Source organism: Rhodoferax sp. SPJ4, from assembly GCF_058216275.1.
Window position 1 is genome coordinate 285,441 of the sequence record NZ_JBYZMN010000003.1, and the last position, 18,796, is coordinate 304,236.

22 protein-coding genes are annotated in these 18,796 nt (G+C 69.3%); 6 read left to right on the forward strand and 16 right to left on the reverse strand.

Features of this window, described 5'->3' with window-relative positions; all coding sequences use genetic code 11:
* Positions 1–73: 73 nt before the first annotated feature.
* From minE to AC4BAR_RS12535, 4 genes are all read right to left on the reverse strand, one after another.
* Positions 74–334, reverse strand: coding sequence for a cell division topological specificity factor MinE (minE, locus tag AC4BAR_RS12520; RefSeq protein WP_490628325.1), 261 nt, complete (start codon positions 332–334; stop codon positions 74–76).
* A 10-nt stretch (positions 335–344) separates the two neighbouring features.
* On the reverse strand, positions 345–1,160 hold the full coding sequence (gene minD, locus AC4BAR_RS12525; RefSeq protein ID WP_490628197.1) for a septum site-determining protein MinD: 816 nt from the start codon (positions 1,158–1,160) through the stop codon (positions 345–347).
* Positions 1,161–1,197: 37 nt separating this feature from the next.
* Positions 1,198–1,938, reverse strand: a complete 741-nt coding sequence (gene minC, locus AC4BAR_RS12530) for a septum site-determining protein MinC (RefSeq protein WP_490628198.1) — start codon at positions 1,936–1,938, stop codon at positions 1,198–1,200.
* A 79-nt stretch (positions 1,939–2,017) separates the two neighbouring features.
* Positions 2,018–2,497, reverse strand: coding sequence for a hypothetical protein (locus AC4BAR_RS12535; RefSeq protein ID WP_490628199.1), 480 nt, complete (start codon positions 2,495–2,497; stop codon positions 2,018–2,020).
* Positions 2,498–2,706: 209 nt separating this feature from the next.
* Between AC4BAR_RS12535 and AC4BAR_RS12540 the strand changes: the two genes are divergently transcribed.
* Both AC4BAR_RS12540 and AC4BAR_RS12545 read left to right on the forward strand, forming a co-directional pair.
* Positions 2,707–2,937 carry a hypothetical protein gene (locus tag AC4BAR_RS12540; RefSeq protein ID WP_490628200.1) on the forward strand — a complete coding sequence of 77 codons (231 nt, stop codon included), beginning with the start codon at positions 2,707–2,709 and terminating at the stop codon, positions 2,935–2,937.
* An 80-nt stretch (positions 2,938–3,017) separates the two neighbouring features.
* Complete coding sequence (locus tag AC4BAR_RS12545; RefSeq protein WP_490628201.1) at positions 3,018–3,395, forward strand: glutaredoxin; 378 nt, start codon at positions 3,018–3,020, stop codon at positions 3,393–3,395.
* Positions 3,396–3,460: 65 nt separating this feature from the next.
* Here AC4BAR_RS12545 and AC4BAR_RS12550 read toward each other — a convergent pair whose 3' ends face one another.
* Together AC4BAR_RS12550 and AC4BAR_RS12555 are read right to left on the reverse strand one after the other, a co-directional pair.
* The gene (locus AC4BAR_RS12550; RefSeq protein ID WP_490628202.1) at positions 3,461–3,982 is read right to left on the reverse strand and encodes a Spy/CpxP family protein refolding chaperone; all 522 of its coding nucleotides are present in this window, start codon (positions 3,980–3,982) and stop codon (positions 3,461–3,463) included.
* A gap of 128 nt (positions 3,983–4,110) precedes the next feature.
* Positions 4,111–5,034: a pirin family protein gene (locus AC4BAR_RS12555; RefSeq protein WP_490628203.1), complete on the reverse strand. Its 924-nt coding sequence runs from the start codon at positions 5,032–5,034 to the stop codon at positions 4,111–4,113.
* 56 nt (positions 5,035–5,090) lie between these two features.
* On the opposite strand from AC4BAR_RS12555, the gene AC4BAR_RS12560 reads away from it, so the two are divergent.
* On the forward strand, positions 5,091–5,978 hold the full coding sequence (locus AC4BAR_RS12560; protein WP_490628204.1) for a metallophosphoesterase: 888 nt from the start codon (positions 5,091–5,093) through the stop codon (positions 5,976–5,978).
* Here AC4BAR_RS12560 and AC4BAR_RS12565 read toward each other — a convergent pair.
* Entirely contained in the window at positions 5,944–6,567 is a 624-nt protein-coding gene (locus AC4BAR_RS12565; RefSeq protein ID WP_490628205.1) for a TetR/AcrR family transcriptional regulator, read from the reverse strand. The two genes, AC4BAR_RS12560 and AC4BAR_RS12565, sit on opposite strands and share 35 nt — an antisense overlap.
* Before the next feature lie 167 nt (positions 6,568–6,734).
* Here AC4BAR_RS12565 and AC4BAR_RS12570 point away from each other — a divergent pair, with 167 nt between their 5' ends.
* Positions 6,735–7,292, forward strand: coding sequence for a hypothetical protein (locus AC4BAR_RS12570; RefSeq protein ID WP_490628206.1), 558 nt, complete (start codon positions 6,735–6,737; stop codon positions 7,290–7,292).
* Between the two features lie 121 nt (positions 7,293–7,413).
* Here AC4BAR_RS12570 and AC4BAR_RS12575 read toward each other — a convergent pair whose 3' ends face one another.
* The gene (locus tag AC4BAR_RS12575) at positions 7,414–8,985 is read right to left on the reverse strand and encodes an alkaline phosphatase D family protein (protein WP_490628207.1); all 1,572 of its coding nucleotides are present in this window, start codon (positions 8,983–8,985) and stop codon (positions 7,414–7,416) included.
* The gene (locus AC4BAR_RS12580) at positions 8,982–10,010 is read right to left on the reverse strand and encodes a M14 family zinc carboxypeptidase (protein ID WP_490628208.1); all 1,029 of its coding nucleotides are present in this window, start codon (positions 10,008–10,010) and stop codon (positions 8,982–8,984) included. The genes AC4BAR_RS12575 and AC4BAR_RS12580 overlap by 4 nt, the downstream gene beginning before the upstream one ends.
* A 96-nt stretch (positions 10,011–10,106) precedes the next feature.
* On the opposite strand from AC4BAR_RS12580, the gene AC4BAR_RS12585 reads away from it, so the two are divergent.
* Positions 10,107–10,655: a flavin reductase family protein gene (locus tag AC4BAR_RS12585; protein WP_490628209.1), complete on the forward strand. Its 549-nt coding sequence runs from the start codon at positions 10,107–10,109 to the stop codon at positions 10,653–10,655.
* Positions 10,656–10,674: 19 nt separating this feature from the next.
* Here AC4BAR_RS12585 and infA read toward each other — a convergent pair whose 3' ends face one another.
* From infA to AC4BAR_RS12610, 5 genes are all read right to left on the reverse strand, one after another.
* Positions 10,675–10,929 carry a translation initiation factor IF-1 gene (infA, locus tag AC4BAR_RS12590; protein WP_490628210.1) on the reverse strand — a complete coding sequence of 85 codons (255 nt, stop codon included), beginning with the start codon at positions 10,927–10,929 and terminating at the stop codon, positions 10,675–10,677.
* Between the two features lie 607 nt (positions 10,930–11,536).
* Positions 11,537–13,663, reverse strand: coding sequence for an acetoacetate--CoA ligase (locus AC4BAR_RS12595; protein ID WP_490628211.1), 2,127 nt, complete (start codon positions 13,661–13,663; stop codon positions 11,537–11,539).
* Between the two features lie 60 nt (positions 13,664–13,723).
* Positions 13,724–14,242, reverse strand: coding sequence for a hypothetical protein (locus AC4BAR_RS12600; protein WP_490628212.1), 519 nt, complete (start codon positions 14,240–14,242; stop codon positions 13,724–13,726).
* Positions 14,243–14,338: 96 nt separating this feature from the next.
* The gene (locus AC4BAR_RS12605; protein ID WP_490628213.1) at positions 14,339–14,983 is read right to left on the reverse strand and encodes a hypothetical protein; all 645 of its coding nucleotides are present in this window, start codon (positions 14,981–14,983) and stop codon (positions 14,339–14,341) included.
* Between the two features lie 143 nt (positions 14,984–15,126).
* On the reverse strand, positions 15,127–16,248 hold the full coding sequence (locus tag AC4BAR_RS12610) for an NADH:flavin oxidoreductase/NADH oxidase (RefSeq protein WP_490628214.1): 1,122 nt from the start codon (positions 16,246–16,248) through the stop codon (positions 15,127–15,129).
* A gap of 171 nt (positions 16,249–16,419) precedes the next feature.
* Between AC4BAR_RS12610 and AC4BAR_RS12615 the strand changes: the two genes are divergently transcribed.
* Complete coding sequence (locus AC4BAR_RS12615) at positions 16,420–16,845, forward strand: hotdog fold thioesterase (protein WP_490628215.1); 426 nt, start codon at positions 16,420–16,422, stop codon at positions 16,843–16,845.
* A 6-nt stretch (positions 16,846–16,851) separates the two neighbouring features.
* On the opposite strand, the gene AC4BAR_RS12620 is transcribed toward AC4BAR_RS12615, so the two are convergent.
* Positions 16,852–17,418 carry a cob(I)yrinic acid a,c-diamide adenosyltransferase gene (locus AC4BAR_RS12620; RefSeq protein WP_490628216.1) on the reverse strand — a complete coding sequence of 189 codons (567 nt, stop codon included), beginning with the start codon at positions 17,416–17,418 and terminating at the stop codon, positions 16,852–16,854.
* Between the two features lie 255 nt (positions 17,419–17,673).
* A complete protein-coding gene (locus AC4BAR_RS12625) occupies positions 17,674–18,693 on the reverse strand; it encodes a CsgG/HfaB family protein (RefSeq protein WP_490628217.1) in 1,020 nt (339 codons plus the stop codon).
* Between the last annotated feature and the right edge of the window lie 103 nt (positions 18,694–18,796).

The following is an 18,796-nucleotide window of genomic DNA, read 5'->3' on the forward strand; positions in this document are numbered from 1 at the left end:
GCAATCGGGGGCCACAGCGGCCTGTGGCAAGCCGCCATTTTCGCCAAATGGCGGGGGCCAGACCAGTGCGGCCTCAGCGGGCGTCGGGCAACTCGATCTTGACCTCCAGCACCTCGAGGTTGTCCTGGCGTTCCAGGTGGACCTTGATGTCGTCGGGGTTGATCTTGATGTATTTGCTGATCACCGCCACCAGGTCGCGTTGCAGCGCGGGCAGGTAGTCAGGCTCGGCGGCATTGCGGCCCGAGCGTTCGTGGGCCAGGATGATTTGCAGCCGCTCTTTGGCCACACTGGCGGTTTTCTTCTTCTCGCCCAGCAGGAAGGACAGGAATGACATGGCCATGGCCTTACTTTCCTCCAAACAGCCGCTTGAAGAAACCGGCTTTCTGCGCATCGACGAAGCGCAGCGGCTTTTCCTCGCCCAGGAAGCGGGCAATCACGTCCTGGTAGGCCTCGGACACGTCCGAGCCCTGCATGTGCACCGCCGGCAGGCCCTGGTTGGAGGCCTGCAGCACGGTTTCGCTCTCGGGGATGACGCCGATCAGCTTGATGCGCAGGATGTCCTGGATGTCTTCCAGCGACAGCATCTGGCCCTGGTCGACCCGGTTCGGGTTGTAGCGGGTGATCAGCAGGTGTTCCTTGATGGGCTCGCTGCCTTCGATGGCGCGTTTGGTCTTGCTGCTCAGCATGCCCAGGATGCGGTCGGAGTCGCGCACGCTGGAGACCTCGGGGTTGGTCACCACCAGGGCCTCGTCGGCGAAGTGCATGGCCATCAGCGCGCCGGTCTCGATGCCGGCCGGCGAGTCGCAGACGATGTAGTCAAAGCCCATCGCGGCGAGGTCGTTCAGCACCTTTTCCACGCCTTCTTTGGACAGCGCGTCCTTGTCGCGGGTTTGCGAGGCGGCCAGCACAAACAGGTTGTCGCACTGCTTGTCCTTGATCAGCGCCTGGTGCAGGTTGGCCTCGCCCTGGATGACGTTGATCAGGTCGTACACCACGCGGCGTTCGCAGCCCATGATCAGGTCGAGGTTGCGCAGGCCCACGTCGAAATCGATCACCGCGGTTTTCAGGCCGCGCAGGGCCAGACCAGAGGCAAAGCTGGCGCTGGTGGTGGTTTTGCCCACGCCGCCTTTGCCGGAAGTCACAACAACGATTTTTGCCATGGGGTGGGGTCTTTCAGTTCAAAAAAAGGGGTGGGGCTCAGGCCTTCAAGGCCTCGAACACCAGCTTGTCGCCGTCGGCGCCGCTGTGCAGCCGCACCTGGGTGGGCCGGCCCCAGACGCCGTCGGGCAGCGGGGCTTCGCTGGTGCGGTAGATGCCGGCGATCGACAGCAGCTCGGGCTCCAGGCTGAGCGAAAAAATGCGCGCCTCGGTGTTGCCACGGGCACCGGCCATGGCCTTGCCGCGCAGCGGCGCGTAAACATGGATGTGGCCGTCGGCAATCACCTCGGCACCGGGGTTGACCATGGCCAGCACCACCAGGTCCCGGCCCTTGGCGTAGAACTGCTGGCCCGAGCGCAGCGGCCGGTCCAGCACCAGCGCGGAGGGCGACACCACGGGTGGCGGGGCCACCACCGGCGCCGGCGCGTGGGCCGTGGCGGCGATGGGTGTGGCGTCGTTGGCGGCCACCAGGCCACTGGCCAGGGCGGCGGCCATCAAGGCCTCGTTGCCGCCGCGCACCGCGACCGGCGCCACACGGTAGCGGCGCAGCAGCGCCACCAGCTCCGCGAAGTCGGGGGCGCTGGCGTCGGTGGGCAACGGCGACAGGTCGATGACCAGCGGGTCGTTGTCGAAGAAGTCGGGGATGTCGCCGTAGCGGCTGGCCAGCGTGTCGGCCACGGCCTGCAGGTCGGTGGACTTGAGCAGCAGCGCGACCAATGGCAGGTTGGCGCTCTTGATTTCAAACACCGCGGGCTTCTCGCCCGCAACAGCAACTGACATGGAGGATGGACCGCTCGGGAAAGGCGCAAATCTTACCAGCCGCCCCCAGACCAACCTGGGGCGGGCCGGTATCGGCGGCTCATTTGCAGCCCAGCACCGCCATCTGGTCCTGCGATTGCTTGATGCGAGCCACCGCCCATTGTTGGGTTTCCGGGTTGGGGTTGGGCCCCACCGTCTCTTTGACGTTCTCGATGTTCAGCGCCAGCATCACGCACTTGGACGGCTGGGTCACGATCATCTTGCCGTCGTAGTCTTCCACCGTGCCCTTGATGCGCCCTTCCTTGGGCGGGGCTTCGGCCGCCTCGCCGGGGGTGTTGCCAAGCGAGCGGGTGTCGGAGATGCCCTGGCGGCTCTGGGTGGGCTGGGCCGGCGCGCTGGCCGGGGTGGTGTTGGCCTTGTACAGCAGGAAAAACGCCACCGCGCAGGCGGCCAGCACCCCGCCGCCGATGCCGGCTACCAGCACCACGGGGAATTTGCGCGGCTCTTCAAACCGGATGCTGCCGCCGGGGTTGTAGGGGTCGTTCAGCGGGTCGGCGGGTCGGCGGGGTTCGGTGGTCATGGGGGGGGCGGGTGAGCGGTCCAGTGATTGATTTTCGGTCAAATTGCGCGAATCGCCATCCGGGGCTGCACCCATGTCCGCCGCCGGCCAGGGCTTTGGCGCGGACATGTCTGCTTACATCCGGCGGCCTGGGCCTCACACAGGTTTCACATCGGCCAGTCAAGCTGTCGGTCTGGGTGGCCTGTTCACCCGCGTTTCAGGAGACCCCCATGACTTCCCCTACCCTCTCCCCGCTGTTGCCCGCCCGATCCCGCAGCGCCACACCCTCTCTGCGTGCGGTGCGCGCGGCGCTGCTGATCACCACCGCCCTGGCCTGGGGCCTGTCGGCCCACACCGCCGCCAGCCAGCGCCAGGGCGGTGGCCGCGGCATGGACAGCGGCAGCTCGCAGCGCAGCACCGGTGCCGCCACGATGGATGCGCCCCGCCTGCGGCGCGGCTGATCCCCGCGCGACACCCTGGCGGCCATGGCCCCGCGGGTTTGCGGCACACTGGCCGGCTGTTTTGCTGCCACGAGTTGCCCATGTCCCGCGCCCTGCTTGCCGAAGAACACATCCACCCTGCCGTGCGGCCCTTGGTGGCCAACCACCACCGCGCGGTGGTGAACGAGGTCCAGGCCGCCGTGGCCGCCCATGCCGTGGTGGTGGTGGGCATGGCCACCAACCCCTTTGTGAAAAAGGCGCGCCGGGCGCTGGACGCGGCCGGTGTGGCCCACCATGACCTGGATTACGGTGGCTACCTCAGCCGCTGGCGCGAACGCAATGCGCTGAAGATGTGGACCGGCTGGCCCACGTTGCCCATGGTGTTTGTGCGCGGCACGCTGGTGGGCGGCGCCAACGACTTGCAGCGCTTGCTGGCCAGCGGCGAACTGGGCCAGCTGCTGGCGTCACAGCCGGGCTGAGCCAGCGCCCCGTCCAAGAAAAAGCCCCCGGCATGCGGGGGCTGGCGGGGTGCGGTGCCGCTGGCTCAGCTGCGCGGGTGCTCGCCGTGCCGGCCGCCATGGCCATGGCGCGACAGCAGGCGCAGCGACTCGGCGTCAAACAGTTTTTTCTGGTCGGGTGTGAGCGCGGCGTAAAAGGTCTTGGTGGCGGCCGCGCGTTGGTCCATCTTGGCCTGGTGCTCGGCACGCATGGCCTGCAGGCGGTCGATGCGCTCGGGCGTGGTCATCTTCTCAAAGGCGGCGTGGTCGGGGCGTGTCGGTGGCTGCGCTGGCGGCGTCATGGTGCTGGCAAAGGCGGTCCAGGCACCTTCTTGCGCGGGCGTGATGGCCAGCTTGGCCTTCAGCGCGGCCAGGTGCTGGGCCACCTTGGCCTGCATCTTGGCCGGGTCGTGGTGGCCCCTGTGGTCCATGTGGCCGTGCGGGCCAGCGGCTTGTGCGCCCGCGGGCGGTGCCGGGGGCGGGGTTTGGGCGGTGGCGGTGAAGGCCGATGCGGCCAGCAGGCTGGCGAGCAACAAGGCCTGAACGGGGCGGCGGGTCGTGGCGGTCATGGAAAGTCCTTCCTTGGGAGCACCCCACACCGGGGGTGGTGCGGGGCAGGAGGTCAGTGTCCGGCGCGCTTGTGTCTGCGGTGGTGAGGGTTTGCTGCGCCCAGGTAAAGACGCGGCCCTGCGCAGGCTCAGCCCAGGCGCCCGGCGTTGAAATCGTCCACCGCCGCCATCAACTCCTCGCGGGTGTTCATCACAAAGGGCCCGTACTGTGCGATGGGCTCGCGCAGCGGCTTGCCGGCCACCAGCAGCACCCGTGCCGGCTCGGTCTGCGACGGGTCGCTGTGCAGTGTCAGGCCGTCACCGTCCTGGCCCAGGATGGCCATGCGCTGGCGCGGCACCGGGGTGGTGGCACCGTCGGCACCCAGCACCCGCGCGGTGCCGCGGTAGACGTAGACAAAGGCGTTGTGTCCGGCCGGGATCGGGTGGCTGAAGGGGCGGCCATCGGCCGGCAGGTGGATGTCGAGGATCAGCGGGTCGGTGGGAAAATCGCTGGCCGGGCGCTGCACCGCACCGGCCAGCTCGCGGCCCCCGCCCAGGCGTGCGGTGCCGGCAATCACCCGCAGCAGCGTGCCGTTCTCGGTGCGGGCCTCGGGCACGTCGGTGCGCTGGAAATCGCGGTACCAGGGCGGGCACAGCTTGTCGCGGCCGGGCAGGTTGAGCCAGAGCTGGAAGCCCTCCATCACGCCCTCCACCTGCTCGGGCATCTCGCTGTGCACCACGCCGCGGCCGGCCGTCATCCATTGCACACCACCGTCGGCCACCAGGCCTTCGTGGCCGGCGCTGTCGCGGTGGCGCATGCGGCCGCTCAGCATGTAGCTGATGGTCTCGAAGCCGCGGTGCGGGTGGCTGGGAAAGCCGGCGCCGTAGTCCTTGGGGTCGTCGCTGGCAAAGTTGTCCAGCATCAGAAAGGGGTCCAGGCGCTGCTGCAGGTCCTGGGTCAGCACCCGGGTCAGCTTGACGCCGGCGCCGTCGCGGGTGGGCTGGCCCACCACCAGGCGCTCGACCGCACGCGGGGTTTGGACCAGGGGGGGAACGTCGTGGGCGGAGTTCATGGCGTCATTACACCGCAGCGCCTTTGACCCTGTGGGCCGCGATGGACAATGCGGCCATGAAACTGCAGCTGCTGTCGGATTTGCACCTGGAAGTGCACCCCCATTTCACCCCGCAGCCCGCGCCCGGCGCCGACCTGCTGGTGCTGGCCGGCGACATCGGCTCCTACCAGCGCGGCTCGCTGCTGGAAGCCGATGACTTCGGCCTGAGCCGTTTCTCTCCGCTGCACGGCTGGCCCACGCCGGTGCTGTTTGTGCCGGGCAACCACGAGTACGACAACCTGGATTTCGACGCCGCCCACGACCGGCTGCGCGCCACCTGCGAGCGGCTGGGCATGACCTGGCTGGAGCGCGAAACGGTGCTGTGGGGCGGCGTGCGTTTTGTCGGCACCACGCTGTGGTCGGATTTCGATGCGCTGGCGCTGCACCCGCCCGCCCCCGCCAAGCCGCCCCGGCCGGTGCCCGGCCAGACCCCGCCCGATCCGCTGACGCAGCAGCTCAAGGCGCGTGACAAGGCCTTCCGTGCCGCCAACTTCTACCTGCGCCACACCGGTGGCAGCCGCTTTGGCCAGCCTTTTCTGGCCGAGGCGGTGCGCGAGCGGGGCCTGCTGTGCCAGCAGTGGCTGCGCGAGGCGCTGGCCCAACCCTTTGACGGGCCGACAGTGGTGCTGACCCATTTCGCCCCCACGCTGGCCAGTGCCGACCCGCGCTACGGTTTGGTGCCTGGCACGGCCGGCTTTTGCAACGCGCTGGACGATCTGCTGCCCTTGGCCGACCTGTGGCTGCACGGCCACCTGCACTGCCCGGTGGACCACATTCAGGCCGGCTGCCGGGTGGTGGCCAACCCGCTGGGCTATGCCCGCAAGGGTGAGCAGGCCGCCTTCCGCGAGGACTTTTGCGTGACGCTGCCGCTCAACGCGCCCGCAGGCCGTCAAAACAGCTGCTGAGCACCAGGGCGACGATTTCCTCGTCGCTGTGCTGGCCGCCCAGCTTCAGGAACTCCAGCACCGGGTCGCAGGCGCGGGCGTACATGGTGTACAGCACCGCGATGGGCGGTAGCTGGGGGTTGAGGCTGCCGTCGGCCTGCGCGGCCTCGATCCACTCACCCATGCGGTCGCTGAGGTCCATCAGGCCATCGATGTAGTCCTTGGTGTCCATCAGCGTGGCGCGCAGGCTGGAGTTGTGGCTGGGCAGCGAGGGCATGTCGCCGGCCAGCTGCACCGACATGGTCCAGCCCGCCATGGCGCGCAGCTTCGCCAACGGTGCATCGCTCGCCGGAATGGTGCGTATGAAGGCCTGGGCCCGCCGCATCACCCGCACCATGGCGGCGGCGGCCAGCGCCTCTTTGCTGGGAAAGTGTTTGTAAAGGCTGGCCTTGGCGATGCCCACCGCGGCCGCCACCTCGTCCACCGTCATGGCCTCGAAGCCCTTGTCGGCCAGCAGCCGGTTGACGGTGCTGACAATGGCGTCCTCCCGTGCCTGCAGCATTTGCGCCTTGAAATTGGCGCGGGGAGGGGCGGCGGTGGCGATGGTCATGGCAGGGATTTTAGGCGTACACGTCGTTTCGTGGGCGGCAAGGTCATTTGGTGACTGGTCAGTCTAGGCTTACACGCGGTCACAACCACTCACCTTGCATAAAACTTGCGTGACGCAGAGGCCCGTACAACCGGATGTTGAATCCGGTCCTTGGAAAGGCCAGTGCCATGCCCCCATTGCCAGCTCTCTGGAAAGACATCCTCACCTGGGTGGCCGCGGTGGCGGCCGCCATGCTGCTGGCCTTTGCCGGTCCCAGCGAGCGCCAGCTGATGGGCTCGCTGCCGCCACTGGCAACGCAGGACCTGAACCGCCAGCCATTGCAGCTGCCCGCCGGCCTGCCAGCCGAGCGCACGCTGGCGCTGGTCGGTTTCCAGCGCGGCCATGCCAGTGCCCTCGACACCTGGGTGCATGGCCTGGGGCTGCGCGACGATGCCGAGGTGCAGTGGGTGCGCATGGCGGTGGTCAACGACCCCGGCGACGCCGACGCCCGAGAGGCCTTGCAAAACCGTTTGCAGGCCCGCTACCCCAACCCGGTGGACCGGGCCCACCTGGTGCCGGTGTTCACCGACCGCGACGCCTTCGTGCGCGCCGTCCACCTGCCCAGCGTCGAGCAGGTCTATGCGCTGGTGCTGAGCCGCAGCGGTGACGTGCTGGCCCGGGCCGACGGGGTGTTTGACCAGGACAAGGCGCAGGCCTTGATGGACACCCTCCGCACCGGCCGCTGACGCGCATCCACGGCTCGGGCGGACTGCGGCGTTGCCATGCTTGCCAACAGCTGGGCTATGGGCTGCCCATCGCGCCTTGCATTCCATCCCGAGCCGTGGCGCGCGTCACTTCGCGTGATGTTCAGGTAATTTCCACGCCTGGGCGGCCGTGGGTCACGCGGCCGATGGCCTGGGTGGTGAACGCCGCGTCGGCGGCCACCGGGTAGGTCGTGCCGCGAAAGGTGGCCTGGGTGGCCTCGGGCGTCACTTCCAGCTGCACATAACCGCGGCCGTCGCCGCGGGCCAGCGCGATGTCGGGGTTGCTGGCGCGCATCGCGGCCAGGCTTTTCTCGCCCAGGCCACGCGAGGTGATGGCGCTGGTGACGAACTCGCTGGCCAGCACCGGCGAGGCCGGGTCGTTGGGTTGCAGCCGCAGGTTGGCGGCCAGGTGGTGGTGCACGTCGCCACCGAGGGCCACGACGCTGTTCAGGCCGGCGTCGGCCACGCTTTGCAGCAGCCGGCGGCGGGCTTCGGGGTAGCCGTCCCAGGCGCCGGTGAAGGTGCTGCGCGGGCCGCCAGGTGTGGCGGCATTGATGCCGCTGGCGGCGATCTGGGTGGTCTGCGCCAGCAGCTGCCAGCGCCGGGTGGACTGGGCCAGGCCCTCGGCCAGCCAGCGCTCCTGGGCCGCGCCCAGCATGCTGCGGGTCGGGTCGGCCAGTTCGTCACAGCCGGTCACCATGTGGGCGCTGCGGCGCCGCGGGTCGTCGCAGGCCTGGGCGCTGCGGAACTGCCGGCAGTCCAGCGTCCACAGCTCGGCCAGCTGGCCCCACAGGTAGCGGTTGTGCAGCGGCGCGTGGGCCCACAGGCCGGCACGGTCGGCGTCGCGTGGCAGGCGAACCGGCATGTGCTCGAAATAGGCCTGGTAGGCGGCGGCGCGGCGCTGCAGAAAGCGTTTGGGCTCGGTGTAGAAGGGATCGAGCTCGCCGGCGTAGTCGTTCACCACCTCGTGGTCGTCCCACATCAGCAGCCAGGGGTGGGCGGCGTGGGCGGCCTGCAGGTCGGCGTCGAGCTTGTACTGCGCATGGCGTTGTCGGTACTGGGCCAGGGAGTAAGGCACAGGGCTGGCGTGCTGGCGCAGGCTGGCGGCCTTGCTGACGGTCTCGTAGATGTAGTCGCCGACAAACAGCACCAGGTCCAGCGGCTGCTGCGCGATCTCGCGGTGGGCCGTGAAAAAGCCCTGCTCGTAATGCTGGCAGGAGGCCAGCGCCAGCCGCAGCGAGGCCACGGCCGCGTCGGCGGCCGGTGCGGTGCGGGTGCGGCCGACCCGGCTGCTGGCGCTGCCGCAATGGAAGCGGTACCAGTAGTCGCGGCCCGGTTGCAGGCCTTGGGCCAGCAGGTGCACGGCAAAGCCCCGCTGCGCGTCGGTGCGCACCTCGCCCTGCTGCACCGGCTGGCGCATCGCCTCGTCGCTGCAAATCTCACAGCGCACCACGACCGACTGGCCGGCAGCCAGCGGCAGCTCACCGTCCAGGCCTTCGCAGAGCCGGGTCCACAGCACCACCGAGTCGGGCCGCGGCATGCCGCTGGCCACGCCCAGCGCGAAGGGGTCGCGCTGCCAGCGCGGCGCGGCGCTGTGGGGCTGGGCCATGGCCTGGGCCCAGGGTGACAAGGCCAGGGCCAGGGCGGCACGGTTCAGGGCGCGGCGGCTGATCATGCGGGGTCCTCCGTGGGCGGCGCCGGCGTGGTGTCCGGCTCCGGCCCCGATGGTAGCGGCGGCGGCAGGTCGGGCGCCAGCAGGCCCGGGCTGGGACCCGGGCCGGCCGGTGGTGTTTCCGGCGCGCTGGCGGACGCCGGCAGTGGTTCTGGCGCTGCCGGCGGTGGGGGCGGCGCCATGCCAGGCAAATGGGCCTGCATCCAGGCCAGCAGGTCGGTCCACATCTTGCCCATCTCGGCCGGCGGTGGTGTGCGGTTGGCGTTGTTCAACTCGATGGTGACCACCGGCATGCCGCGGTGCACGCCGCTGTAGTTGCCCAGCGAGCCAGGGTAGACGCCCACCGGATCGAGGTGCAGTTGGCCCAGGCGGCGCGGTGGCTCCAGGTTGGGGCCGTCGAAGTCCAGCACGCCATAGGGTGCGTGCACGCTGACGATCAAATGCGGCTGGAAGGCGGCCATCTCGGCGTGCAGAAAACGCGACTCGGGCTCGGACAGCGGGCTGGGGCCGGGGTAGCGGCGCGGGTCCTTGCGGGTGCGCTGCTCCCAGTAGGTGCGGCTGTCGTGCAGCCAGTTGGGCGTGGGGAAGTTGCGGTTCAGGTCCACGCCGCGGGCGTTGGTGCGCTGCGGCTGGCTGCGGAACATGCTGTCGGGGTTGAGCACCGGGATGAAGCGCCAGTGCACGGCGGCCGGGTCCAGCCCGGCCAGCGTGATCCAGTGCATCACCAGCGAGGACGACGAGCGCTCGTCGCCATGGATGCCGCCCAGCACCAGCACCCGCACCCGCGGCTCGGGCACGGTCACGTCGCGGCGGTAGATGGTTTGGCCCCTGACCGAGCGGCCCTCGGTGGCTTCCAGCAAGGCGCCCTGGCAGTCGCTGCGGCCCACGGCCGGCAGCCAGCGCACCAGCGGGCCGCAGGCCTCGGTGTCCTGCGCCAACGCAGGCGTGGCCAGCAGGGTGGCGGCCAGCGGCCAGGCCGCGCACCACAAGCGCCATCGGAGGGGGGAGGAAAGGGCAAAACAGGTCACGCGGGGGCATTGTCGGCCACGCCGCGAGGGCCGCTTCTGTCGCCTGTGTAAAGCCCGATGCGCTTGGGGGCGAGCCCTATCCACAATAATGGACCCATGCAACAACCCGACCCCCCGGACACCCGGTCCGCGGTGGGGGGCCGCCCCCAGCGGGCCCAGCCGCCCGCCTTCAGTTCCCCCGAATTCCGCGCCGCCCTGGGCATGTTCGCCACCGGCGTGACCATCGTCACCACCCGGGCGGCCGACGGCACGCCGGTGGGCATGACGGTGAACTCGTTCAACTCGGTGTCATTGGCACCGCCGCTGGTGTTGTGGAGCTTGTCGCGTACGGCCAGCGCGCGCGCGGCGTTTGCCGGCTGCAGCCACTATGCGGTGAACGTGCTGGGGGTGGGCCAGCAGGGGCTGGCTGAGCGCTTCGCCAGCCGGCTGCCAGGCCGCTGGGAGGGTGTGGTGCACAGCGACGGCGCCGGCGGTGCGCCGCTGATTGCCGGCGCGGTGGCCACGTTCGAGTGTTTCAACCGCAGCCGCTACGACGAGGGTGACCACGTGATTTTTGTCGGCGAGGTGGAGCGTTGCCAGTACCAGGCCCAGGCCGCGCCGCTCTTGTTCCACGGCGGGCGTTTTTACACCGAGCACCCGTTGTAGGGCGCCGGTGGCGGCCGCGTCAGCGGCGGCGGGCGGCGGGCGCGGGGCCGCGGCCGTTGATGTGGCGGAAGGTGATGCGGCCCTTGGTCAGGTCGTAGGGCGACAGCTCCAGCGACACCGCGTCGCCGGCAATGATGCGGATGTGGTGCTTGCGCATCTTGCCGCCGGTGTAGGCGACCAGCACATGGCCGTTGTCCAGCGTCACGCGAAAGCGCGAATCGGGCAGGACCTCGTCGACCTTGCCGTTCATTTCAATCAGTTCTTCTTTGGCCATGGGGCGTCTTTCAGGTCAGGGGCGGCCGGCGCATTGGCGCGGGCTTTCGGGGAGCGATGGGCGTGGCCGACGCGCGCTTCAGGGGCGGCCGCGTCGGGGCGTATCGATGGGGGCGGGTAAAGGGTCGGAGCGGTGCCTGGCGCGCACCTGCGGCACCGGGGCAACCGGCGGCCGTTCTGGCTGAAGACCTGCGAGGCGCCCAGTGCAACCCGGTGCGGTGCGGGCCGCGGCGGGAGGGCAGTCACCGGGCGGGTGACGAATCGATGGCCTCATTGTACCGGGGCACCTGCCGGTGTGCTGGGCCCCAACCGCCCATCATCTGCCGGTGGGCCGCACCAGGCCCTCAGAGCAGCACCCCAAACCCCCCTCTATTCGCGTGCTCTGGCCCCAAGCGCAGGCATCTAATGGAACCAAGCCAGCCGCCGATAAGGAAAGAAAGGAAGTCCTCACCCCACCGCCGCTGGCACTGTTTTCGTCACAGCCGGGCACGCCCTGCTACTTACACCGGACCATCAGGTGAGTCCCGTGCTGTGACACCCCTCTCTCCTCGGGCGTGGCGGAAGCCGCGTTTGGCCCCGGCGACTCACGTCCCCGGGGCCAATTTTTTTCAGGTGGGTGTGGCGCGCCGGGCGGCAAAGTCCACGTACCAGCCCAGGCAGCCGGGGTTGGCCATGGCGTCGCGGTTGACCACCTTGTCGATGGGCTGGCCCAGCAGCAGCTTTTTGATGGGCAGTTCCTGCTTCTTGCCCGACAGGGTGCGCGGGATCTCCGGCACCTGCCAGATGCTGTTGGGCACGAAGCGCGGGCTCAGCGCGGTCTTGATGGCGCCGTTGATGCGGTCTTTCAGCGCCGCGTCCAGCACCAGGCCTTCGCGCAGCACCACAAACAGCGGCATGTCGCTCTCGCGGCCCAGGTACTCCAGATCCACCACCATGGCGTCCAGCACCTCGGGCAAGGCCTCGACCGCGCTGTACAGCTCGCTGGTGCCCATGCGCAAGCCGTGGCGGTTGATGGTGGCGTCGCTGCGGCCGTAGATGGTGCAGCCGCCCTGGGGCGAGATTTTCAGCCAGTCGCCATGCCGCCAGACGCCGGCGTACATGTCGAAGTAGCTCGACAGGTAACGCTGGTTGTGGGTGTCGCCCCAAAAATACAAGGGCATGGACGGGATGGGCGCGGTGCAGACCAGCTCACCCACCTCGCCGGTGACGGGCTGGCCCTGCTCGTTCCAGGCCTCGACCGCGCAGCCCAGCAGCCGGCATTGCATCTCGCCGGGTACCAGTGGCAGCTCGCGGTTGCCGCCGATGAAGGCGCCGGCAAAGTCCGTGCCGCCAGAGATGTTGCACCACCAGATGTCGCCCCCACGCTTGCCCACTGCGTGTGGCTCGCTGCCCCCCGAGGGGGCCGCATCCGCCTTGGGGCGGCCCGGCGGCGGATGGTCCGCTGGTTGTTGGTACACCTCTCTCATCTGCGCTGTACCCCAGCGCTGCACGTCCTCGCTGAGGGGCGAGCCGGTGCTGCCCAGCGCGCGGATGTGGCCGAGGCCGGGGATGGTGGCGAGTTCGATGCCGGCCTTCATGCCGTTGGCGTAGAAGGCCGCGCCGGCGCCGAAGAAGGTGACGCCAGTCTCGGCCGCGAAGCGCCACAGCGTGGTCCAGTCGGGCGCGATTTTCTGGCCCTGGGCGTCGACCGTGGCGCCACCGGGGTTGCCGTCGTAAATCACGCAGGTCGTTCCGTTGAGCAGGCCGCTCATCTGCGCGTTCCACATCACCCAGCCGGTGGAGCTGTACCAGTGGTAGCGCTCGCCGAAAGAGTTGGGCGCGTAGCTGCAGCCGATGTCGTTGTGCAGGCATTTCAGCGCCAGCGCCACCATCACGGTGCCGCCATGGCCGTGCACGATGGGTTTGGGCAGACCGGTGGTGCCGCTGCTGTAGACGATCCACAGCGGGTGGTCGAAAGGCAGCCAGCGCGGCGTGAAGGCGGCGGTGGCCGCGTCGTTGCGGGCGCAGGCTGCGGCCAGGTCGGCGGTATCGGCCACCGGCTCGGCGGCTTCCCCGGCGTCGCGGTGCAGCAGCACATGGCGCAGGCTGGGCAGGGCCGCGCGCAGTTCCGCCAGCACGCCGCGCCGGTCCAGGGTGCGGCCGCCGTAGGTGACTTGGTCGCAGGCGATCAGGACGGTGGGCTCGATCTGGCGGAAGCGGTCGAGTACCGCGGCCGTGCCCATGTCGGGCGCGCAGATGCTCCACACCCCGCCCAGGCTGACCACCGCCAGAAACGCCACCATGGCTTCGGGGATGTTGGGCAAATAGGCCGCCACCCGGTCGCCGGCTTTCAGGCCTTGGGCTTGCAGGTGGAGCGCCAGCGAGGCCGCCTGGCGCTGCAGCTCGGGCCAGGACAGTTCCCGGTGCCGGCCCCGTTCGTCGCGGCTCACCAGCGCCGGCAGGCCCGCTGCACTGGCCGGCGCCACATGGCGGAACACCTGTTGGGCGTAGTTGACCTGGGCGCCGGGAAACCATTCGGCGCCCGGCATGGTGCGGCGGGCCAGCACCGCCCGGTGGGGCGTGGGCGACTGCAGCCCAAAGTAGTCCCAGATGCTTTGCCAGAAGGCGTCGAGGTCGGTCACCGACCAGCGCCACAGCGCGTCGTAGTCGTCAAACGTCAGCCCGCGCTGGTCGTGCAGCCAGTCCTGGTAGAGCCGGATTTGGGGAACAAACGGGGCCGTGTTGGGAGCGGTCATGCGGCCGATGATGCCGCATTGGCCAGCCGTGTCCAGCACGGCGGCGTCAGCACCGTGGGCTCAGGGCGCGGCGGCGGAGCTGACGCTGAAGCGCACCTGCGCCGGTCGCGAAATCACCGCCAGCGTGGCCAGCACCTTGGTCTCACCCGCGGCCAGCCGGTGGCCGGCCTTCTCGCTGGCCACGGTGGGAATGCCGGAGACGCCGATGGCATCCAGTTTCAGGAACACAGTGCGGGCCTGGGTGCTGTGGTTGGTGCAGCGGATGGTGGTTTTTTCGTCGTCACCACGGCCGCTGCGCTGGGACTGGCAGTCGACCTCGGGCTTGGGGGCAGCGGGCTTGACCGCGGGGGCTTTGGCCTGGGCCCTGGGCAGCGGCGGCAATGGGTCGGCGGCCGGCACCCGCGTGGCCACAGGGGCCACCGGCATGGCTTCGGCGGGTTTGACCTCGGCGGCCGTCACCACCACGGCGGGCGGCGGTTCGGCGGGGCGAGCAGGGGGTGGAGACGCCCCGAAGGGCAACAGGGCGCAGCCGGCCAGCCACAGGGGCGAGGCGCTCAGGCAGAGACGGGCAAGGGACATTCGGACAGACGCAGGGGGCAGGTGGTGGATGCGCCGCATTATGCGGTGCGTGGACTCCCCTGCCAGCCAGCCGGCCTCATTGGGCCGGGGGTGCCCTCAGGGCCGGGCTTCGGTGGTGAAGGCGATGTCGGCGCGGGCGGGCCGTGAGACGGTGGTCAGCGTGGCCAGGGTGCGGCTTTTGCCGGGGGGTATGGGGTAGCCGGCCCGCACCTCGTCGGGGCTGGGCAGGCCGGCCAGACCGACGGCGTCGATTTGCAGGAACACGGTCTGGGTTTGTTTGCCGTTGTTGTTGCAGCTGACGGTGATTTTTTCGTCGAAGCCCTGACGGGTGCGCTCGGCTTTGCAGCTCACCGTGCGTGCCGGTGGCGCTGGCGGCTTGGCCGCACTGAAGACCGAGGGGCGGTGGGCGTCGCTGCCATGCGGCACCGGCCGCTCCACGATGGGCCCGAGGGTGTCGGCGTCGCTCAGGGCTGCCACAGCGGCCACCCGCCACGACGGCAAGGCCTGCACCGGCAACTCGGCCTCGCCCGGCTTGTCGGCGGCCACCGGGCTTTGCGCTGGCTTGGTGGGTGCGGCCTGGCCTGCGGGGGTGGGTGGCGTCCGACGGACCAGCACCTGGGACGGAAAGTTGGGAATGGGGGCGGGCCGTGCCACTGGCGCTTCGGGCGCGGTCGGCGTCCAGGCGCAACCGACGATGGCCAGGGGGAACAGGCAGGCAAGCAGGCGTGGAACCGACAACATGGGGTGACAACAACGGTGAACAAAACAAGCCACCGCAGGTGCAGATGGCGCGCGCAGGGGGTCATGATGCCGGCGCTGACCGGGGGACCATGCGCGGAACGGAGGGCAAAACCCCCCGTATTTTGACGCTTGTCGCAGCGGCCTCAGCGCGCGCCGATGCGCACCGGGCCAAAGATGGCCTGGGCCTCGCGGGGCAGGCAGCGCCAGTAGGCGGGCTGGGCCGCCACCTCACCGCCCAGTGTGGCGGCCGCTTCCCAGCCCCAGCGCGGCTTGTAGAGGAAGCCACGGGCCAGCGCCACCAGGTCGGCGTCGCCAGCGGCCAGCAAGGCCTCGGCCTGCGCCGGCTCGGTGATCAGGCCCACCGCGGTGGTGGCCAGGCCGGATTGCTGGCGCACCTGGCGGGCAAACGGCAGCTGGTAGCCAGGACCGACGGCGATCTTTTGGGTGGGCGAGACCCCGCCGGACGACACATGGATGAAGTCGCAGCCCAGCGCCTTCAGCTGCTCGGCAAAACAGGCGGTTTGTGTCAGGTCCCAGCCGCCGTCGACCCAGTCGCTGGCCGACACCCGCACCCCCAGCACGCCGCGGAAGGCCTGGCGCATCGCGGCAAACACTTCCAGCGGGAAGCGGATGCGGTTCTCGAAGCTGCCGCCGTAGGCGTCGTTGCGGTGGTTGGCGATCGGTGACAGAAACTGGTGCAGCAGATAGCCGTGGGCGGCGTGCAGCTCGATGGCCTCGATGCCCAGCCGCTCGGCCCGCCCGGTGGCCACCACGAAGGCCTCCAGCACCGCCTGCATGCCGTCGTCATCCAACGCCAGCGGCGGCCGCTCGCCAGGAAGTTGGGGCAGCGCCGACGGGCCCACGGTGTCCCAGCCGCCGGCTTCATGGGCCAGCAGCTGGCCGCCGGCCCAGGGCACGGCACTGGAGGCCTTGCGGCCGGCGTGGGCCAGTTGCAGGCACACCGGCACCGGCGGCGCCAGCGCCCGGGCCCGATCCAGCCGGTCGCCCAGGGCCTGTTCGGTGGCATCGTCCCACAGGCCCAGGCAGGCCGGGGTGATGCGACCCTGGGGCGTGACGGCGGTGGCCTCGATGGTGAACAGCCCGGCGCCGCTGTTGAGCAGCGAGCCCCAGTGCATCAGATGCCAGTCGGTGGCCTGGCCATGGCGGGCGGCGTACTGGCACATCGGCGCCACCACCAGGCGGTTCGCCAGCCGCAGCCCGCCCTGGGGTGACGGCAGCGTGAAGGGGGTGAACAACAGGCTCATGGGTGGGCGGTGGGTGGGTGTTGTGGCCATGATAGGGCGCTGCACCAGAACCCGCCGGACGCTGGACTGACCCCTGGACGATAATTTCATTCAGGCCGGCCAAAGCGTGCGATTTGCCACTGAAACCCGGCGCCGGCCCTGCCCTGATTGGCCAAACCCCTGGAGTGACCCGTGCGCATCTGGAAACAAGACCTGAGCCTGGACGAGATCCGCCGCATCCATGTGGACACCGCACCCGAACACATGGGCATGGAGTTTCTGGAAGTGGGTGACGACTTCGTTCGCGGCCGGCTGCCGGTGGACCGGCGCACCAAACAGCCCTTTGGCCGCTTGCATGGCGGCGCCTCGGTGCTGCTGGCCGAAACCCTGGGCTCGCTGGCCTCGGCCTACACGGTGGACAAGGGTTACAGCACCGTGGGCCTGGACATCAACGCCAACCATGTGCGTGGCGCCACCCAGGGCTGGGTGACTGGCGTGGCCCGGCCGGTCCACCTGGGCCGCAGCACCCAGGTCTGGCAGATCGACATCAGCGACGACGACGGCCGGCTGGTCTGTGTGTCGCGACTGACCATGGCGGTGTTGTCGCCGCGCGGCTGAGTCCGCTTATTCGGCGTCGGCGCGGGCCAGGCGCTCGCTTTTCCAATACACGTCGTCACCGCCGTGCATGCGGTTCAGCACCCGGGCCAGCACAAACATCAGGTCGCTGAGCCGGTTCAGGTACTGGCGGGGCGTGTCTTTCAGGGTTTCGGCCGCGCCCAGCGCCACCACCGCCCGCTCCGCCCGGCGGGCCACGGTGCGGCAGACATGGGCCTGCGAGGCGGCGCGGTTGCCGGCCGGCAGAATGAATTCCTGCAGCCGGGGCAAGGCCTCGTTGTGTTCGGCCAGCGCCTCGTCCAGCGCCAGCACCGCCTCGGGCTTGAGCAGCTCGAAGCCGGGGATGCTCAGCTCGCCGCCCAGGTTGAACAGCTGGTGCTGGATTTCCACCAGCAGGCTGCGCACGCCGGCCGGCAGCTCTTCGCACAGCAGCAGGCCGAGGTGGGAGTTCAGCTCGTCCACGTCGCCCATGGCGTGGACCCGCAGGCTGTCCTTGCTCACGCGGGTGTTGTCGCCCAGGCCGGTGGTGCCGCCGTCGCCGGTGCGGGTGGCGATTTGTGTCAGTCGATTGCCCATGTTGGTCCTCTGTTTTCCGCATTTTCGCCGTTCGCCGCGCGGGAGGGGCTGGAGACCCCGTGATGCGTGCCCCCTGCCCTGCGCTCCGTTTGGCCATCAAGCGAGCGATGAACCCGCGCAAGGTGCTCAACCGAGCCGTGTCATTGGTTTAAATGCTTCAAAAAAGAGAGCAATAAACCCGTGTGAAGCAAAGGCTACAGGCTGTTTCGAATGAAAAAGGCCTCCGAAGAGGCCTTTTTTCACGTGGCGCTGGGCTCACTGCTTGCGCAGCATCACCGCCTTGACCCAGCCGCTGCCCTGCGGTGTGGCGACCTTCATGAAGCCGTTGCTTTCCTCGCCTTCGAAGATCACCTCGTCGGTTTTTTGCAGCGTGGCCACCACCGGTCCGCCTTCGGCCGGGTTGCGCCAGGCTTTGATGTTGGCGATCTTGGGCATGTACACGTCACCGGCCGTGCCGCCTGCCCCTGCCCCGGCCTTGACGCTGGCGGCCGCGTTCTGCTGGCTGGCAGCGCCGGCCTTGGCCTGTACCAGCGAGGGGTTGCTGCGGATGCTGCGGACGATGTTGTTCCAGTTGTCGAGGAAGGAGGCCGCAACGATTTTGCCCTCGGCGGTGTTGCCGTAGCCGCCCAGTGCCGCCCCGCCGCCAGCGCCGAACAGCGCGCCACCGATGTTGAAGTCGGTCTTCTGTGCGCTGCCTTCGGCCGCTGCCACCTGGATGCCGGAACGGGTGTCGGCCATCACCAGGCTGGTTTGGGCTTCCTTGAACTTGACGCCACCGGCCAGCGCGCCCAGCATGCCCAGCTTGCCACCAAATCCGGCCAGCGCACCGCCCACGCCACCGGCGTTGTTGTTGGAGAACACGATGCCGGGGGTCAGGATGAAGTCGGCCGCCACCATCTGGCCCTTGCCGACGTTTTGCCCGCCTTGCATCTGCCCGCCTTCGGCCAGCGCGCGCTCCTGCATCATGTTCTGCATGCCCACGCCGCGCTCCACCACCTGGAAGCAGTTGGACTGCTGGATGATGATGCGGATCATGCCGGTGGGTGACTTCAGGCCGTAGCTGAACAGCGACTGGATCACCGCGTCCTGCGGCTCCACCACCGCGATCGTGCCCTTGGGCGCATCGCATTTCTCCACCTGGGTGGCGTCACCGGCCGGGCCACCACCACCGCCCAGGGTCTGGGCCGCGGCCACCAGGGACAAGGCCCACAGGCTGCCGCCGGTCAATGCGGCGCGCAGAATGTGCCGAAGGACGGACAAAGCGGTACAAAACATGGTTCAACTCCGTGGAAGCGAGGTGGGTTTGGCGGCCGACACACCGCCGTGCATATGACGAATTGTCACCAATTCAGGTGGGTTTGCCCACTCGCCAAAGGTG

What these genes read in the sequence shown, in the direction of transcription:
- AC4BAR_RS12575 (WP_490628207.1), bottom strand. Translation starts at nt 8,985, where the DNA reads ATGATCAGCCGCCGCGCCCTGAACCGTGCCGCCCTGGCCCTGGCCTTG.
- AC4BAR_RS12550 (WP_490628202.1), bottom strand. Translation starts at nt 3,982, where the DNA reads ATGACCGCCACGACCCGCCGCCCCGTTCAGGCCTTGTTGCTCGCCAGC.
- AC4BAR_RS12610 (WP_490628214.1), bottom strand. Translation starts at nt 16,248, where the DNA reads ATGAGCCTGTTGTTCACCCCCTTCACGCTGCCGTCACCCCAGGGCGGG.
- AC4BAR_RS12625 (WP_490628217.1), bottom strand. Translation starts at nt 18,693, where the DNA reads ATGTTTTGTACCGCTTTGTCCGTCCTTCGGCACATTCTGCGCGCCGCA.
- AC4BAR_RS12560 (WP_490628204.1), top strand. Translation starts at nt 5,091, where the DNA reads ATGAAACTGCAGCTGCTGTCGGATTTGCACCTGGAAGTGCACCCCCAT.
- AC4BAR_RS12565 (WP_490628205.1), bottom strand. Translation starts at nt 6,567, where the DNA reads ATGACCATCGCCACCGCCGCCCCTCCCCGCGCCAATTTCAAGGCGCAA.
- AC4BAR_RS12555 (WP_490628203.1), bottom strand. Translation starts at nt 5,034, where the DNA reads ATGAACTCCGCCCACGACGTTCCCCCCCTGGTCCAAACCCCGCGTGCG.
- AC4BAR_RS12595 (WP_490628211.1), bottom strand. Translation starts at nt 13,663, where the DNA reads ATGACCGCTCCCAACACGGCCCCGTTTGTTCCCCAAATCCGGCTCTAC.
- AC4BAR_RS12620 (WP_490628216.1), bottom strand. Translation starts at nt 17,418, where the DNA reads ATGGGCAATCGACTGACACAAATCGCCACCCGCACCGGCGACGGCGGC.
- AC4BAR_RS12535 (WP_490628199.1), bottom strand. Translation starts at nt 2,497, where the DNA reads ATGACCACCGAACCCCGCCGACCCGCCGACCCGCTGAACGACCCCTAC.
- AC4BAR_RS12545 (WP_490628201.1), top strand. Translation starts at nt 3,018, where the DNA reads ATGTCCCGCGCCCTGCTTGCCGAAGAACACATCCACCCTGCCGTGCGG.
- AC4BAR_RS12540 (WP_490628200.1), top strand. Translation starts at nt 2,707, where the DNA reads ATGACTTCCCCTACCCTCTCCCCGCTGTTGCCCGCCCGATCCCGCAGC.
- minE (WP_490628325.1), bottom strand. Translation starts at nt 334, where the DNA reads ATGTCATTCCTGTCCTTCCTGCTGGGCGAGAAGAAGAAAACCGCCAGT.
- AC4BAR_RS12585 (WP_490628209.1), top strand. Translation starts at nt 10,107, where the DNA reads ATGCAACAACCCGACCCCCCGGACACCCGGTCCGCGGTGGGGGGCCGC.
- AC4BAR_RS12600 (WP_490628212.1), bottom strand. Translation starts at nt 14,242, where the DNA reads ATGTCCCTTGCCCGTCTCTGCCTGAGCGCCTCGCCCCTGTGGCTGGCC.
- minD (WP_490628197.1), bottom strand. Translation starts at nt 1,160, where the DNA reads ATGGCAAAAATCGTTGTTGTGACTTCCGGCAAAGGCGGCGTGGGCAAA.
- infA (WP_490628210.1), bottom strand. Translation starts at nt 10,929, where the DNA reads ATGGCCAAAGAAGAACTGATTGAAATGAACGGCAAGGTCGACGAGGTC.
- AC4BAR_RS12570 (WP_490628206.1), top strand. Translation starts at nt 6,735, where the DNA reads ATGCCCCCATTGCCAGCTCTCTGGAAAGACATCCTCACCTGGGTGGCC.
- AC4BAR_RS12605 (WP_490628213.1), bottom strand. Translation starts at nt 14,983, where the DNA reads ATGTTGTCGGTTCCACGCCTGCTTGCCTGCCTGTTCCCCCTGGCCATC.
- minC (WP_490628198.1), bottom strand. Translation starts at nt 1,938, where the DNA reads ATGTCAGTTGCTGTTGCGGGCGAGAAGCCCGCGGTGTTTGAAATCAAG.